Annotated in this window: 13 protein-coding genes; 5 read left to right on the top strand and 8 right to left on the bottom strand. The window is 60.3% G+C overall.

Features of this window, described 5'->3' with window-relative positions:
* The first annotated feature begins 3 nt into the window (after nt 1–3).
* On the top strand, nt 4–612 hold the full coding sequence (locus KCG45_RS04030) for an HAD family hydrolase (protein WP_369410730.1): 609 nt from the start codon (nt 4–6) through the stop codon (nt 610–612).
* Entirely contained in the window at nt 609–1,007 is a 399-nt protein-coding gene (locus KCG45_RS04025; RefSeq protein ID WP_218315807.1) for an acyl-CoA thioesterase, read from the top strand. Before KCG45_RS04030 ends, KCG45_RS04025 begins: the two co-directional genes overlap by 4 nt.
* 7 nt (nt 1,008–1,014) lie before the next feature.
* On the opposite strand, the gene KCG45_RS04020 is transcribed toward KCG45_RS04025, so the two are convergent.
* Complete coding sequence (locus KCG45_RS04020) at nt 1,015–2,604, bottom strand: GGDEF domain-containing protein (protein WP_255547938.1); 1,590 nt, start codon at nt 2,602–2,604, stop codon at nt 1,015–1,017.
* 360 nt (nt 2,605–2,964) lie between these two features.
* Here KCG45_RS04020 and KCG45_RS04015 point away from each other — a divergent pair, with 360 nt between their 5' ends.
* Complete coding sequence (locus KCG45_RS04015) at nt 2,965–4,050, top strand: substrate-binding domain-containing protein (protein ID WP_218315806.1); 1,086 nt, start codon at nt 2,965–2,967, stop codon at nt 4,048–4,050.
* A gap of 16 nt (nt 4,051–4,066) precedes the next feature.
* Here the strand turns inward: KCG45_RS04015 and KCG45_RS04010 are convergent, their stop codons facing one another.
* The 5 genes from KCG45_RS04010 to KCG45_RS03990 form a co-directional block, all read right to left on the bottom strand.
* Nucleotides 4,067–5,011, bottom strand: coding sequence for a sugar-transfer associated ATP-grasp domain-containing protein (locus KCG45_RS04010; protein ID WP_218315805.1), 945 nt, complete (start codon nt 5,009–5,011; stop codon nt 4,067–4,069).
* On the bottom strand, nt 5,004–6,104 hold the full coding sequence (locus tag KCG45_RS04005) for a 7TM domain-containing protein (RefSeq protein WP_218315804.1): 1,101 nt from the start codon (nt 6,102–6,104) through the stop codon (nt 5,004–5,006). Before KCG45_RS04005 ends, KCG45_RS04010 begins: the two co-directional genes overlap by 8 nt.
* Nucleotides 6,094–7,026 carry a hypothetical protein gene (locus KCG45_RS04000; RefSeq protein WP_218315803.1) on the bottom strand — a complete coding sequence of 311 codons (933 nt, stop codon included), beginning with the start codon at nt 7,024–7,026 and terminating at the stop codon, nt 6,094–6,096. Before KCG45_RS04000 ends, KCG45_RS04005 begins: the two co-directional genes overlap by 11 nt.
* Before the next feature lie 191 nt (nt 7,027–7,217).
* On the bottom strand, nt 7,218–9,623 hold the full coding sequence (locus tag KCG45_RS03995; RefSeq protein WP_218315802.1) for a DNA translocase FtsK: 2,406 nt from the start codon (nt 9,621–9,623) through the stop codon (nt 7,218–7,220).
* Nucleotides 9,624–9,696: 73 nt separating this feature from the next.
* Nucleotides 9,697–10,233: a thiamine phosphate synthase gene (locus KCG45_RS03990; protein WP_369410728.1), complete on the bottom strand. Its 537-nt coding sequence runs from the start codon at nt 10,231–10,233 to the stop codon at nt 9,697–9,699.
* Between the two features lie 22 nt (nt 10,234–10,255).
* Between KCG45_RS03990 and KCG45_RS03985 the strand changes: the two genes are divergently transcribed.
* Both KCG45_RS03985 and KCG45_RS03980 read left to right on the top strand, forming a co-directional pair.
* A complete protein-coding gene (locus KCG45_RS03985; protein ID WP_218315800.1) occupies nt 10,256–10,918 on the top strand; it encodes a YggS family pyridoxal phosphate-dependent enzyme in 663 nt (220 codons plus the stop codon).
* A complete protein-coding gene (locus KCG45_RS03980) occupies nt 10,915–11,391 on the top strand; it encodes a hypothetical protein (protein ID WP_218315799.1) in 477 nt (158 codons plus the stop codon). The genes KCG45_RS03985 and KCG45_RS03980 overlap by 4 nt, the downstream gene beginning before the upstream one ends.
* 60 nt (nt 11,392–11,451) lie before the next feature.
* Here KCG45_RS03980 and KCG45_RS03975 read toward each other — a convergent pair whose 3' ends face one another.
* Nucleotides 11,452–13,794 (bottom strand): TonB-dependent receptor, encoded by a 2,343-nt coding sequence (locus KCG45_RS03975; RefSeq protein WP_218315798.1) that lies wholly within the window; start codon nt 13,792–13,794, stop codon nt 11,452–11,454.
* A 104-nt stretch (nt 13,795–13,898) separates the two neighbouring features.
* A complete protein-coding gene (locus KCG45_RS03970) occupies nt 13,899–16,658 on the bottom strand; it encodes a [protein-PII] uridylyltransferase (protein WP_218315797.1) in 2,760 nt (919 codons plus the stop codon).
* Between the last annotated feature and the right edge of the window lie 37 nt (nt 16,659–16,695).

Below are 16,695 nucleotides of genomic sequence, written 5' to 3'. Positions count from 1 at the left end.
GCGGTGGCGATCCGCAACATCGTCTTCGATGTCGGTAACGTTATCGTCCCGTGGGACCCGGTAGGAATCGAACGGGCCGCATTCGGGTCCGAACGGGTCGAGGCGCACGATTACGTCTCGCCCTTGAGAGGACATCCGATCTTCCTCGCGCTCAATCGCGGCGAATTGACAATTCCGGAAACGAAGCCTCGATATATCGAAGAGGGATGGTCACCCGAAGAGGTTGACCAACTGTTCCAAGCGCTTTTCACCAGCTTCCCGATCAAGTCCGATACGCTCGCCATGATGCACGCACTGAAGGATGCCGGATACCGGTTGTTCTCGATCACCGACAACGTTCACGAAATCGTCGCGCTCCTCAAAGATGTCCACGATTTCTGGCCGCTATTCGATGTCGCGGCGGTGTCCGCCGAGATCGGTGTGCTCAAGCCCGATCCGCGCATCTATCGCTGGTTGCTCGATACGGCTGGGATCGAACCGGGCGAAAGCGTCTTCATGGACGATGTCGAGCGCAATGTAGAAGGCGCCAGGGCCGCAGGGATGGAGGCTTTCGTCTTCACCGATGCGGCAGCCGCGCGCGACAGCCTGCGCGCTCTGGGAGTGGTAATGTGACAACTCGCTTCGCCCGGGTCTTCACCGCTGCTCCCGACCACATCGACGAGCTCGGCCACGTCAACAATTCGGTCTGGGTACAGTGGATTCAGGACCTCGCAACCGCGCATTGGGATGCGGTTGCGCGGCCTGTCGATCACGAGCAGTTCTTCTGGGTCGTGATCCGGCACGAGATCGATTATCGCGGCAATATCGCCGAGGGTGAAGTGGCTCACGGCGAGACATGGATTCCCGATCCGCCTCGCGGCGCGAAGTCGGTGCGCCATGTCGAATTTACCAGCGAGGCAGGAAAGCGGCTCGTTTCGGCTCAGACGACCTGGGCGATGCTCGACAAGGAAACCCAGCGACTGGCGCGGGTCAGACCCGAAGTGATCGCGCCGTTTCAGACAAGTTAGCTTGGTGCTAGGCGGCGCGGTTCCGTCTTCCACTTCGCGGGGCGGGGGCTTCGCTGAAGATTTTCATCCGCTCGTAATTCATGCGGTTGCGCCCGGCTTTCTTGGCGTCGTAAAGCAGCGTGTCGGCGCGCGCATAAAAATCCTCAAATGTCATCCCTCCGGTTGCCGATCGCGGCATCTCGACAACGCCCATGCTAGCGGTGAGGGGTTTTTCAAGTCCGGGTATCTTGCGCGCGACATGAAGAGGAATGGCGCGGCGTAGCGCCTCTACACGGTTGATGGCGTCGGGCCCTCTCAGAAGCACCACGAATTCTTCCCCGCCCAGCCGGACTGGAATGCTGTCGCGCCCACCACGAACCCGCAAGGCTTCGGCGGATGCGACCAGCGCTGCATCCCCGGCCTGATGCCCGTGTACGTCATTCACCTCCTTGAACCTGTCGAGATCGACGAGCGCAAACGTGTCGAACCCTTTGGCGATGAGTTCCGGGAACCGGGCCGTGATGGCGCGGCGGTTCATCAACCCTGTCAGGGAGTCGCGTTCGGACAGCCGCGACAATTCCTCGGCGTTCTCGACTGCTTCGTCGCGTTCGCGCCGGATCGCGAAGAACCGGTCAGCAATCGCGAGGCTTATGATCGTGACTTCGAATCCGGTCGCGACGAACAGCAGGAGATCGAGCTCCGGCGGACCGACATATACACCGAGACCGCGCCACAGGCGCTCGATTGAGGCGAGGATCAGGGGAATCCACGCGACGGTCACGAACCGGGCAGACCTGCTGCCGCGAAGAACTGCCTCTACCAGTGCCGCGCTGATGACGGCGATCGTTGGCATAAAGGTGTAGAAATACAGCCAATCGTCGAAAGTCTGCGTGGCGTGCAGTTGCAGGGCGAAGAAGCCAGGCACGATTATCGTCCAGATCCCGACCGCTTTGGTCAGGATGTGCATCTGTTTGGACTGCGCATCCACTTCCAGAAACTTGGCAAGAAACAAGGCGGAGGTCCCGCATCCCACTGCCCATGCAAGTGGTCCAGCGATGGCGACGACCGCGACCGGCAGGCTGACGACCAGACTGATCAGGCCTCCTGCAAAAAGCACATAGCAAATCATCGCGACGACCATCACCGCGTGAAGAGCGACGAAGCGTTCGCGCAAGACCGCGAAGAAGCCCAGATCGAACAGCAGCGGAAGCAGCAGCATTCCGATGACCATCGCCAGGACCATCATCTGCGTCATCGACCAGTGCGGGCTCAAAGGATCGGCCGCCAATCGTGCCTCTGCCAAAAGAGGCACTGAATGAGGGCGATCGATCCGCACGAGCAGGACCGCCGTGTCGGGCCGCAATTCCGGCAGCGGCAGACGGAAAACCGGACCGCCCGCAAAGGTTGTCGCTTCGTTTTCGGCGAATGTCGCTGTGCGCATGGTGCCGTCGTCGTCAACCGCTGCAAAGGCAATACTTTCGAACCGCGCGATCCGGCTGAAGAAAAAGCGTGGCGTGGGCTCGGCCTGCCAGTAGGCGGCATCGAAACGAAGCCATCCGACGGGTTGATCCGTTCTGAAGCCTTCAGCTTCGCAGCTCCACATTGCCGGCGCAGTCATTTCCTCAAACGTACGGGACTGCTCCGAGGAAGCATGGCACGTCGTTGGCAACACGGACTTGCCAGGCTCTTGCGCGCCCGCAGGCACGGCCAAAATCAGCGTGAGCAGCGCGGCGAGCGAAAAAAGCTGTCTGATGAAAGGTAGGTTCAGCACGCCCCAAAACTAGTCTGGAACCCCTTACAATGGGTTTACATCAGGGCATGTTAAGCGACAAAATACCTGCAATTGCAGCGAATATGGCCGCCTCAGTGACCGATTCATTAACCATGGCGCTGCCCGCTTGTCGGACGGTCTATCAGACAACGGTCATGCGGATGTCACAACCCGGCATTAGCGCACTTCTCTGCTTGGAGATGAAATTTGACAACCACTAGAGCTTTCATTCTGGGATGCCTTGGGGCCGCGGCCTTCACTGTTTCGGCGTGCGACGGCGGAGGCGGCGGTTCGCGCGATTCCATTCGGGCCGTGGGTTCTTCGACTGTCTATCCATTCGCAAAACAGGTGGCCGAGAGCTACGCGCGCTCCAATCCCGACAACAAATCGCCTCTCATCGAGTCCACCGGCACAGGCGGGGGCATCCAGCTGTTCTGTTCAAAGGTCGGCGCGGATTCCCCGGATATGGCCAACGCTTCACGCCGGATGAAGCTGTCGGAATTCGAACGCTGTCTCGCTAACGGCGTTGAGGAAGTCATCGAGCTGCAGGTCGGACTTGACGGGATTGCGTTCGCCTCTGCAGCCGGCGGTATCGAGCTGAATCTGTCACCGAGAATCGTATATGAAGCGCTGGCGGCGAACCCGTATGGTGAAGAGCAGACCGCGCAGAACTGGTCCGATGTCGATCCGTCGCTCCCGGATGTTCCGATACTCGTTTACGGTCCGCCCAGCACATCGGGTACACGCGATGCATTGAAGGAGCTTGTCCTCGAAGCCGGATGCGACAGCAATCCGCAAATGAAGGCGCTCAAGGAGCAGGACGAGGATCGCCACCAACAGATTTGCACCGAGGTGCGCTCCGATGGCTCGTACGTGGACCAGGGTGAACAGGACAATCTCATCGTCCAAAAGATCGAGAGCAATCCCCGGGCTGTCGGGGTATTCGGTTTCTCATACCTCGATGAAAATTCGGACAAGGTGCAAGGCCTGCCGATGAACGGGGTCGATCCGACCTACGAGAATATTGCCAATTTCGATTACCCGGGCGCCCGGCCGCTCTATGTCTATGTGAAAAAGGCGCATATGCGCGCCATCCCCGGCCTCGACGCGTTCCTGCAGGAATGGGTGAAGAGCTGGTCTGTCGATGGCCCGCTTGCGCGCATCGGCATGGTTGCATCACCGCCCGAGAAGATGGCGGAGAACGAGCGGAAGGTGAACGAACTGATCGTGATGACCCGAGCGGACCTTACCGGTGAAGCGGCGGACGCAGGACAGGCCGTCACGGAAAGCTAGTTTGGCGGCTTTCGAGCTACCTGAAATCTTCTCCGACAGCGGCCATTTGCGCCTTCAGGCCTAGTTGGCAGATGTTCTGGATTTCGATGCCAGGGTGCGCATTGACTTCGATGATGAGCGGGCCCTCGTTCTTGTCGAGCACAATGTCGGAACCACTATAACCAAGCCCGATGGCAGGCCCGCACTTGCTAGCAAGTTCGAGCACGCGGTCCCAGCCGGGCACTTCATACCCGATCAGCTTGGCGCCCGTATCGGGATGGTGAGTGATCGGCTCGCCTAGCACGAGTGCCCGAATGATCCGGCCGGTCTCCAGCGATATCCCGGCTCCAATCGCCCGTTGGTGGAGGTTTGCCTTGCCGTCGGACTCGTTCGTGGGAAGCCTGAGCATCGCCATGAGCGGCTCGTCATGCAGACAGATTACCCGCAGATCGGGCAAGCCTTCGGGTACAAGGTCGGCGAGGGTTGGGTCGGCGATGATCAGGGGCTCGATCAGCGCCGCATCTTCACTCGCCGTGTCGCCGGAAAACCCGCCATCGACGACTTTCTGGATGTGGTGCATGACATCCTGCTCGGTAAGCGGGGTGCCCGATCCCTTATACCAGACATCACCCTCCCTGCGCACCGCGAGGAGAATACCATCGCCCTGCGATCCTCGCGCGGGTTTTATCGCCCAGGAATCGGGCATGTCCCGGGTCGGTTTGAAGGCGTTCAGTTTCTGGTGATCGTCGATGACCGCGACGGTGCCAGTGCAGGCGATCCCTGCCGCTTCCAAAGCTACCTTGGCTGCGACCTTATCGCGGGCGCGTTCGATCGCGATGCGCGGATTGTATTTCGCAATCAGCGCATTGCGCATGTTGATCCCGAGGATCTCTTCGAACGGGGTCATCGTCAGCGGGCTGAGCGGCGCTTTCTGTTTGCGCCGTCCGAACATCTTGCCGAAGTCCATCAGCATCTCAGACATCCTCCTCCGACTTGATTATCCAGGCATTGTGAATGGGCGGCTTCCCAGACGCGCCAATGCGAGCCTCAAACTGAGCCTCGCTATCGGGTTGCCGTTGCAGTTCGGTTTGAGGGACTCGTCTTCGCCGGAATGGCCTGAGATCCTCGGGCGAGCTGATCACCCAGATACCGTCCAATGGTGGCGCACGTTCGCTTGCAGCGATCTTGGGTTTCTTGCGCGCGGGCTCGCCAATTGGCGCAGTGTCCGGTGCAGTTTTTCTTCGATCCTCTAGCACGCCTTCGGGCAGTTCATCCGGCTGTGAGCTTCGCCTTCGCTCCAGCCAGATCGGAGCGAAACGCCCGATCTCGGTGAGACGCAACCCGCGATAACGCCCGAGGATCGCGATAGCGACAGCGGTCGCGCCGGGCATGAGCAGCGGTGACGCCTCGATCAGGAGGAGCGCTATGTTTGAAACCATCACGAACTGAATCACGACCGAAATGATGAAGGTGTTGAAGGCCATGCGCGCGGCATCCACCGGGCCATCTTTTTCCCATTGCCGCCACCAACGCTCGACCACGAGAGCGCAGACAACCACGGGGAAAGCGTCGACCTGGAGTTGCGTATCGAGAATCATCTGCAGCGCCACAAGCACCAGTACGATGAGCGAGATGAGGACGCCCAAGAAGCCAACACGCGTCATGCGAAGCTTGAGCAGCGTGGGGGCGACGATCATCCCGACAAGCACGGACGATCCCAGCACGATCGGCCCCATGACCGGGCCGATCTGAAGAAAAGCGAGGGCAACCAGCATCGGCGTAAACAGGCCGAATGCCTTCAGACCGACGAAACTGCGCGCAAGCACCACGAGGAATGCGCCCAGCGGCAGCACCATCAGCAGGTTCGAAGGTTTGAGCCCCCAGATCGCCTGAGATGTGGCAATCCCCTCCAGTTCCGAGGGCATCGCGAAGAAGGATTCGGTATTCCTGAGGCCGAGCCCGACGAGCACGGCAATAGCCAGGCCGACTGCCAGCCCGATGTAGAAAGGACGCTTGACCTGCGGGGTCGCGCGTGCCCTTATATCTCTGATTTTCGAGATCAAATCAGAAAACATACCCGACCGTCAGCGTCAATCGGTACCCTTCACGGTCGCGAGATGGCAGATTGCTATTGGAAAAAATGTACTTTGCTTCGCCTTCCACACGCCATGGCCCAGGCCACCACATGACTTCCAGTTCAGGGGCGATCAGTTCGTCCGCACGTTGCTCGCCATCGGGTGCAAGGCGGTCGTCAAAACGGGTCTTGAGCAGCTCGATCGCTGGCCTGACCCGCAGATCACGGGTGATTGGCTGCGTGTAGGCGACCTTCGCGGATTCGCGCGAATGGCCGCGACGCGGATCATCAGAACTGATCGACTCCGCCCGTAAATCGAATGTGATGTAGTGATATCGGCCAAGGCGGTGCCGATATTGCGCATCGACGCGGGGACCTTCTCCGAAGGTTTCTGGGCCCCTTCTGTTCGCGTATTCGCGGTCGCGCCAACTGCCTCGCAGCTGAAACCGGTGAGCTCGCGACGGTTGATAGCTGACGCGCACCGAGCCTTGCAATTCGTCGGTGTCGCTCGATTCCACGGTGATCAGGTCGTCGTAATATCGCCCGCGCACCTGAATATCCAACGCATCGCTCAATTCCTGATCGAACTGGGCGGTGAAACGGTCACGGTTGGAATTGCTCCGCCCCTCTCCCAGCCGAACGACCTCGATCCTGTCCGCCTGCAAGCGGAACCGGGTATTGTCGTCCTTGATATCGGCTCCGCCCTGTATGCGGAACGTCAACGCATCGCCAGCAACCACAATCTGCTCGTCGCGAGTGGCAGTTTGTGCGCTGATTGCCGTCGTTTCGACCCGCGCTTTGGGCTCGATCACCCAACCGCCATCCTGCGCGGACGCGGCCCCCGGAAGGAGGATGGCAGCAGCCAGACCAATCAGACAGACAGACGCAAAGCGCGCGAGGTGCAGGACATGGTTTCCGAACATCTGCGTGGCTTTACGGATATGGGATTTAGAAATTCCTAACCGTAATTATCAACCACGCGCAGATCGGCGGCTGCCCCGCGTTTCAGCCTCGCGAAGGCGTATCCAATCATGCAAAAATTCATCATCTTTTTGAGCGAGATAGGTGGCAGCGCCGATCGCGCGACGTCAGTCCGCCATGCCGTCAGTTTGGTTTAGAGGGGGTTGCCGTCCTGATCGCGGAATATCTCGCGCCGCCCGACATGGTTTGCCGGACCCACCAGGCCTTCGCTTTCCATCCGCTCGATCCATTTGGCTGCGGTGTTGTAGCCGACGCCCATCTGACGCTGGAGCCATGAGCCCGAGGCTTTCTGGTTCTCGATCACGATCTGACAGGCCTGGCGATATTTCCGCTCTTCCGGGCTGTCAGACGCCGTGAGCTCATCCTCGAAGTTGAGGCCGCCGCCATCCTCGGGTTCTTCGGTGACCGCATCGATATATTCGGGCGAGCCCTGCGCCCGCCAGAAATCCGCAACGGCTTCAACCTCTTCGTCGCTGACGAAGGGGCCGTGGACGCGGACCATCGCGCCAGTATTGGGCTTGTAAAGCATGTCGCCCTTGCCCAGCAGCTGTTCCGCGCCCTGCTCGCCGAGGATCGTGCGGCTGTCGATACGGCTCGTCACCTTGAAGCTGATACGGGTCGGCAGGTTTGCCTTGATCACGCCGGTGATCACGTCGACCGACGGGCGCTGCGTCGCCATGATAAGGTGGATACCCGCCGCGCGCGATTTCTGGCTGAGGCGCTGGATCAGCACTTCGATCTCCTTGCCGACCGTCACCATCAGGTCGGCAAGCTCATCGACGATCAGTACGATCTGCGGCAGCGGCTCGTAATCGAGCTGCTCTTCTTCGAACAATTGCTCGCCGGTATCGGGGTCGAACCCGGTTTGCACGCGGCGACCGAGCGGTTTGCCCTTGGCCGCGGCGACGCGCACTTTCTCGTTGAAACTGTTGATGTTGCGCGAATTGACCGAGCTCATCATTCGGTAACGCCGCTCCATTTCCTCGACGGCCCATTTGAGTGCACGGACCGATTTGTGCGGTTCCGTCACCACGGGTGAGAGCAGATGCGGGATATCGTCGTAGCTTTTCAGCTCGAGCACCTTGGGATCGATCAGGATCAAACGGCATTCGGCCGGAGTGAAGTGGTAGAGCAGTGACAGCAGAATACAGTTGAGACCTACCGACTTACCCGACCCGGTCGTCCCGGCGACCAGCAGGTGGGGCATGGCGGCGAGATCGGCGATGATCGGCTCCCCCGCGATATCCTTCCCCAGGATAATCGGCAAATTGCCTTTGGATTCGGCAAATGCTGCGCATGCGGCGAGCTCTTTCAGCATCACCATCTGCCTGTCTTTGTTGGGCAATTCGATGCCCATCACCGTTTTTCCGGGTATTGGCGACACGCGCGCGGAGATCGCGCTCATATTGCGTGCGATGTCTTCTGCGAGGCCGATAACACGGCTCGCCTTGATGCCAGGCGCGGGTTCAAGCTCGTACATCGTCACGACAGGCCCTGTCCGGACGGCGGTGATCTCGCCTTTCACATTGAAATCATCGAGCACGTTTTCGAGCAGGCGTGCATTGCGTTCGAGCGCAAGCTTATCGAGCTTGGGCCCGGCATCTTCCGGCGGCGTGGCGAGAAGTTCGAGGCTGGGCAGATTGTAGGCCGCGAACATATCGCTTTGCTTTTGCTTGGGCGCAGCCGCCTTTTTCGGAGGAGATGAAGGGTCGCTGATTTCCGGCGCCCGGCGCGGAGACGGTTCCGGGGGGGCTTCCGCCGCGGTTCTGCTCTTGCGGCGCGCTTTCGGAGCAGGCGCTTCGTCACCATCATCGATGAATGTACGGCGTTCAGCGCGTTCACCTCGCCCGAATGGGAGGCGCGAGAGCACGGCGCCGCCGAGCGATCCTCCGCCAAGGAAGTTGGGCAAGGTCAGCAAAGCGCGCCAATCAATGGCAAAAATACGGGTTAGCAACGTCACACCGGCGGCGAGGCAGGCAATCGCCGCACCGAGGATAATCCAACCCGATGCCTGCTCACCGAACCGATCGGCCACAGCCTGAATGCCGCGTGCGCCCAGCAGTCCCGATGTCCCGCCTAATTGCGCGGGCAAGGTTCCGCCCGGGCTGTCAAATGCGAGCGAGAGAACGGTGCCGAGGCAAACCATCGCGATGAGGAGCAATCCCATGGGCAGCCACCAGCGCGTCGTTTCCGCTTCGCCATGAGCATTGTTGTCGTTTTCGACATCGCGCCAGAGACTGCGCGCGGAAATATACAGCAGTGGCAAGAGCAGCACTGCTGGCACGCCAAATACGAAGAGAGCACGGTCGGCGGCCCATGCGCCCCAAAGTCCCATCCAGTTGCTGACCTGCTCCGCGGACGCGGCGGTCGACGGGCTCGGATCGGTCTGGGTGTAGCTCGCGAGCGAGAGCGCGAGAAAGATCATGGCGACCAGCAGAATGCCGGCACCCGTCATTTGCGCGGCGCGGCGCATGCTGCGGCGCAGTCCTGCGCGCCAATCGGCATTGGATTTGCGGGTGTTGATAGCGCGGCTCGCCATTTTATGCTCCTACTAGAACACACCATGAATCCTCGCGGACTCGGGGTCAAGCGCCTGCGGGGTGAAGAGCGCTCTACGACAGACCATCAATCGCGGCCCAACGCGGCCAATCGACAGTGCGAGCGCGCCGAAAATCCATGCCGCCCAGCGCGATGACGGGCGCGTTTGCATGGCTCGCGAGCATCCTGAAGCGGGCAGGTCCATGGCTATCGGCTCCTGGATGCGAATTTGTGGCAAAAATTGGTGAAAGCAGAATGCCATCTGAACCGATACGGTTTGCTTGGCCGATTTCACCAAGATTGTGCGCCGTCGCGAGATACAGCAATCCGTGCCTGCGTGGCCACAGAGATTTCGGCGCACCGTATATTCCGTCCGCGCCCCATTCGGCAGCGGTGAGCGCGCTGTCGGCGAGCACGACCGTGTGCCCGAATGCATTTGCGATGAGCTGCAGGCAGCGAAACCGCCGATACCTCTGCTCATCGTCCAGGTGGTAATGGCGGTAAATGAACCCCGAGCCGCGCGGCAACCGGCCGAGCGCCCGTTCGAGTACAGCATCGTTGCGCTCATCGGAGATCAGCCAGAGGTTCGCGAGGGATTGGTCTTGCCGCACGGTGGCCCTATAGCTCCGCTCGATGGAAAATGCAGCCTCCCGCCTCGCAGAAGTCGAAGCCAACATCGCGCGCGTTTGCAAGCCTGCGCGCCGCGAACCACGAGAGATAACCCTTATAGCAGTGAGCAAGACCCACCCTTCGGACAAGATCTTGCCTCTGCTCGAAGCGGGCCACCGGGTGTTCGGCGAAAATCGCGTGCAGGAGGCTCAGGAAAAATGGCCTGCGCTTACCGAGCGCTTTCCCGACACCGAGCTGCACCTGATCGGACAGCTGCAGTCGAACAAAGCCGATGATGCGGTTGCCATGTTCGATTGTATCCATGCGCTCGACCGCATGAGCTTGGTCAAGGCACTCGCCAAGGCGATGGATAAGGCGGGCAAGCGGGTGCCCTGTTTCGTACAGGTCAATATCGGCGATGAAGATCAGAAAGGCGGCTGCCCGATAAACGAGCTTCCCGATTTCCTCGCGAAGGTCCGCGATGCCGACATTCCGATTGCGGGGCTGATGTGCCTACCGCCTGCCGATATCGAGCCGGCACCGTTTTTCGCGCTCTTGGCAAAGCTCGCGCAGGACAACGGCGTCGAAGGGCTCAGCATGGGAATGAGCGGCGACTACGAAACGGCCGTGCAATTGGGCGCGACCCATGTGCGCGTGGGTACGGCGCTATTCGGAGCGCGCGGTTGAAGATGTCTTCTGGCGCGCTTGAATCGCTCGATGCGTTTATCGAGAAATGGCGCGCGTCGTTGTCTGAGCAAGCGCAAATCGCCTTCGAGACCCGCATGCTGGACGATGTCTCAGGATTGCACTCCGCGATTGCGGACCATTTCGCCGCGTCTCTTGGTCTGAAGTCTATTGGCGCGAATTGGGAGTTGCTCGACCCGAGCGGCGATGAAGCGGTCCCTCGATCAGCCATCGCCGCGTTTCAGGAGGCTTTCGCCAAGAACATGGCGTTGCCCGGCACCCAGTGGCTCGGCGAAAGCCGCGCGCGGGAATGTGGGCGGGACTTTCTTGGCGCTTTCGATCCCGCGTCCCGAACCATCGTGACCAACCGGATGTATTTCGGCTGGCATCCACTCACAGACGCACAAATGGAGTGGGCCTTCATCGGGTTCGACGATCGCGCCATCGCGCTGTTGCTCGCGGTGACCGCCGACTGATCAAGAAAAAGGGGGCGCTCCGAAAAACGCCCCCATTCCTGTTTGGTATTCCCGCTCGGATCAGAATTCGAACAAGGCCTCGATGCCGATGTTCCGGCCGCGCGACAGCGGCGAGAATGTCCCGGCCGCGGGAGCCGTGGTGAATGGCTGGTTCACTCCGCTGGAAAGCGGTCCGCCAAACGGGACCTGGGTGTCACCGCCAGCCTGCACTTCGTCGAACAGATTACGTCCGTAAACCGACAGCGAGAAGCCTTCGACCGGAGTAACCCAGGTGATATTGGCTTCGAGATTGTCGGACGACTGGATGAAGCCGAAATTGTTGTCGGTGAAGGCGAACTCGTCGCGGAACTGATAGTTCACGCGGGTAAGGATTTCGTTCTCGCCGAGGAACAGCTCGTGAATGAAGCCCATGCCCCAGGTGACTTCGGGCACACGTGGGAGCCGCAGAGCGAGATCGTTCTCATCGACCAGACCATCGCTTGAAATGTCGAAGAACACCTCATCGTAATCGTCGTCGATGATGCCGACATTTGCGGTCACGATGAAGGAATCGGTCAATTTCATGCGCGCTTCGGCTTCGAAGCCGAGGATGGTCGCATCGGCGGTGTTGAGAACGTTCTGGACGACGCCGGCGCCTGGGTCGGCAAGGTTCACTTCACGCTGCAGATCCGAAATGTCGGTGAGATAACCTGCGACGTTGAGAGTGAACGTGCCGTCGACGGACTCGAATTTCCCGCCGATTTCGTAGCTGTCGACCCGTTCTTCATCGAAGAAGAAATCGCCGGTCGCCTCGACCGCGCGCAGGAACACCGGAATGTCAGTGATACGGAAATTGTATCCGCCCGAGCGGTAACCGCGGGTCCAGTGCGCGTAGACCTGACTGTCGTTCCACTCGTATTGCAGGCCGACTTTCGGTGACACGTTGCGAAAACGCACCCGGTCCGAAAAACCGTTTGGCTCAGTCGGGATGAACGGGTTGGTGCCGGTCGTTGGGCAAGTGCCATCGAGCACCGAGCATTCCGGACGCGGGCGGATGAAGGTGATGTCAGCATCCTTGGTTTCCTGGCTCCAACGGATCCCGCCGATGATGGAGAGGGCATCGGTCAGATAGAACTGTCCGTTGGCAAACAGGCCGAGAACCTCGTGATCCTGCGCGCCGCCGCCGAAGAACGTGAGCGGCGTTGCGACCGGGATGTCGCGGACTTCGGTGTATTCGAGCCTCTGGTCGAAATAGAATCCGCCAACAGTGATGTCGAACCGATCCGTCGAAACCGCGTAACGGATTTCGTTCGAGATCTGGTCCTGGGCTGTTTCCGTGTTCGAGTGGAACAGGAACAGCGAGGTCGCGTCGATGTCTGCGTCCGTGGTCGCGTCGTAATCGCGGTAGCCGAAGACATTGGTCAGCGTGCCGGGGCCGATATCCCACTCCGCCGTGAGCGAGACGTTGATCGTCTCGTTGGTGTACGAACCCGCATTGTCGATCGCGAAATCGAACGTGTCACGCTCGAAGATACCGCGGTTTTGCGCACTCGGGCCGTCGCCGTCACTGTCGAAATAGTCGACTTTACCGGTCACCGTGAGGTCGCCGAGCCGCGCTTCGAGTGCGCCGCGAAGGATGTAGGTTTCCGCCGCACCATGGTTCGATCCATCGAACAGGTTCTGGAAGTAACCTTCATCGTTGTTGTAATAGGCGCCGACCTTGAACAGCAGCACGTCCTCGATCAGCGGGCCCGACACTACGCCCGATGCGGTGTAGTTGGCACCGCCGCGTCCGCCGTCAAGCAGAGGGCCGTCCACGGCTGCGCGGAATTTACCGGTCAGGTACTCGGTCGGGTTGCCGGTGTTGATGAGCACCGCGCCGCCGGTGACGTTGCGACCGAACAGCACGCCTTGTGGGCCGCGAAGAATCTCGACGCTTTCAAGGTCGAACAGGTCGAACACGACGCCGCCATTGATGCCGAGATAGACACCGTCAACGAACACGCCGACGGTCGGATCGATCGATGGGATGGACGAGTTGATGCCGAGTCCGCGGATCGAGAAGTTCGCCTGACCGCGGCTGGTGCCGATCTGGTCGAGGGACACGTTGGGTGCCTGGAAGGTCAAACCTTGGATGTCGCGAACCTTGAACGCTTCCAGAGTGTCAGCGTTGAACGCGGTGACCGCGAGCGGGACATCCTGCACATCTTCGGGGTTCTGGGTTTTCGTACCGGTGACGACGATATTGCCGATATTGGCGATCGATCCGCGCGCCTCGGGCTGCTCACCTACGGTGGCCTCGTCCGAAAGGTCGGGCTCGTCTTCACCAGGAGCCTGTTGCTGGGCGTGGGCAGCGATCGGGGTGGCTGCGGCGGTGCAAAGCAAGAGCGCAAGGGTACGCTTCGTTGCGGTACGAAAGTTCATTATTGTCATCTCCCTGACGTAAGGGAAACGCGCAATACCGATCAGTTCATGAAATGCAACCTAATTTGGCCGAGCTTTCGACGAACGGCGATGGGGCGGCGACGTTAGGCGTTTTCGAGCTGCTGCTGCTTCCGGTCACTCGCCGCCTCGAGCAGCGCTGCCTCGATTTCTGCAAGCCTTTCCGGGGCCTTGATCTTGCTGCCGGTGAGATCGGTTATGTAGAACGTATCGGCAGCGGCTTCACCATATGCCGTGATATGCGCCGACTGGACGATCAGGTTCGCCTTGTAGAGCGCGTGGGCAAGCCGGTTGAGCAGAGCGGGCCGGTCGCGTGCGGTAACTTCGACGACCGTGAAATGGTTGGAAGCCGAATTGTCGAAATTCACGCTCGGCGCGACTTCGAACGCCTTGGCCCGGGAATGCGAAAGAGGGCGCGCGGCAAGTTTCGGCACCAGCTCGCCTTCACCTTTCAGCGCCTTTCGAATGCCATCCTTCAGACGGGCGATCTGAGGCGCCTCCCTGAATGGTTCAGCGTTCAGATCCTGCACCAGGAAATTGTCGACCGCGTAGCCGTTCATCGCGGTGTGAATGCGCGCATCGATAATGTTCGCCCCGGCAAGGTGGATGCCGCCTGCCATGCGGTAGAACAAGCCCGGATGATCGGCTGCGATCACACTTACAAGCGTTGCGCCGCGTTCTTCGTCCACCTCGCAGTGGATCGAAAGATGATCTTCGATCCGCCGGGCTTCCTCGTACTGGATCAGGTTTTTGGCGATGATGTCCTCGGGTTCGGCAATCCAGTACGCATCGGCGAGTAGCTCGCCCACCTGCTCGACCAGATAGGCTTTGTCGCCCAGAGCCTCTGCTGTGACTGCCTTCTTGGCAGCGACACGTTCAGCCCGCCCGCGCCGCTTGTGGCCGAGACGCAGCCGCTCCTTGGCGGCATCGTATAGCTCGCCGAGCAACTGCCCTTTCCAGCTGTTCCAGGTGCCAGGGCCGACCGCGCGAATGTCCACCGCCGTCAGAATGGCAAGGTTGCGCAGCCGCTCGAGGGTCTGAACCTCGGCCACGAAATCCTCGATCGTCTTCGGATCGGTCAGGTCGCGCTTCTGCGCGGTGGAACTCATCAGCAGGTGTTGCAGCACAAGCCACGCGACCAGTTCGGTTTCCTTCTGATCGAGGCCGAAGCGAGGGCAAAGCTCACGCGCCACTTCCGCGCCCAATACAGAGTGGTCGCCGCCGCGCCCCTTGGCAATGTCGTGCAGCAGGACCGCGACATAGATCGCGCGGCGCGAGGCGACCTTGTGGATCTCGCGCGTGTTGCGGGGATGGTCTTTCTTCAGCAGTCCGCGTTCCGTTTCACTCAGCAGGCCGATCGCCCGGATCGTATGTTCATCGACAGTGTAGTGATGGTACATGTCGAATTGCATCTGCGCATTCACACGTCCGAAATCGGGCACGAAGCGGCCGAAGACGCCGGCCTCGTTCATCCAGCGCAGCGCCGTTTCAGGATCGTTGCGGCCGCTGAGCAGTTCGACAAACAGCGCGTTGGCGCGCGGGTCCTTGCGCACCTTGGATTTTATGAGCCGCGAATCCCGGTCGGCGAGCCGCATGGTTTCGGGATGGATTTCCACCCCCTCGGCTTCCGCCAGCTGGAATATCTCGATCAGGCGGACGGGGTCTTTCTCGAACCAGTCATCGCTGGGCGCGCGAATGCGTCCCCCGGAAATGACGTAGCCTTTGAGATCGCGGCTTTTCTGGCTCCACCCGGCGAAAAAGCCGGTGCGGACTTTGGAGCGGATCGTCTCTTCTTCGAGGTGCGACAGGAACACCCCCGTAAGGCTGCCGACGCGCTTCGCTTGCAGGAAATAGAATTGCATGAAGCGTTCAACCGCGCTCTTGCCTGGCCGGTCGGCAAAGTTCATCCGCTCGGCGACCTGGCGCTGCAGGTCGAATGTCAGCCGGTCCTCGGCCCGGTCGGTGATGACGTGCATGTGGCACCTGACGGCGAGCAGGAAGCCTTCGGCGCGGCGGAAGCTGCGATATTCGGTCTGCGTGAAGAGGCCAACCCCCACGAGGTCTGCTGCGGTTTCTACCCGGTGCTCGTTCTTACCGATCCAATAGAGCGTCTGAAGATCGCGAAGCCCGCCTTTGCCGTCTTTCACGTTCGGTTCGACGACATAGCGGCTGTCGCCCATGCGCTTGTGCCGCTGATTGCGTTCTTCGAGCTTTTGCGAGAGGAATTGCCGTTCGGTGCCCTTGACGACTTCCTGCCAGAACCGGGCGCGCAACTCGTCGTAAAGCTCCTGATCGCCCCAGACGAGCCGCCCTTCGAGAAGGGCCGTGCGGATGGTGAGGTCTTCTTTGGCCATCCGCATCGTATCGGCGATCGTGCGGCTTGAATGACCCACTTTGAGGCCAAGATCCCACAGCAGGTAAAGCATCGCCTCGATCACCTGCTCGCACCACGGAGCACGCTTCATCGGAGTGATGAAGGCGATGTCGACATCCGAATGCGGCGCCATTTCAGCGCGCCCATATCCGCCAACGGCGACAATCGAGACCCGTTCTGCGGCGGTGCGATTGGCGACCGGGTAAACATGCTCCGTCACATAGTCGTGGATCACGCGCAAAAGCTGATCGATCAGGAAAGCGTGCCCCGCGACGCAATCGTGCCCCGCAGACGGCTTTTCCAGCAATCGCCCTGCGAGTTCCTCCCGTCCGGCATCGAGAGCTTCGCGAAGGGCGACGACGATCTCCTGCCGACTCCCTCCGGCATCATTTTCCGCAAGCGCAGAGATACGCTCAGTCAGCGCACGGCGATCGATAATGGCGCGCTGTCCGGAGACACGTCTGCGGGTCAAATATAGCTCCTCTGGGTCTCCCCGGATGGCGGCGCGA

Origin of the sequence: Erythrobacter ani (assembly GCF_019204025.1) — a bacterium.
In the GTDB taxonomy this organism is placed as follows: domain Bacteria; phylum Pseudomonadota; class Alphaproteobacteria; order Sphingomonadales; family Sphingomonadaceae; genus Erythrobacter; species Erythrobacter ani.
The sequence above is the reverse complement of the archived record's forward strand: the minus strand, read 5'-3'. Positions and strand labels throughout refer to the sequence as shown.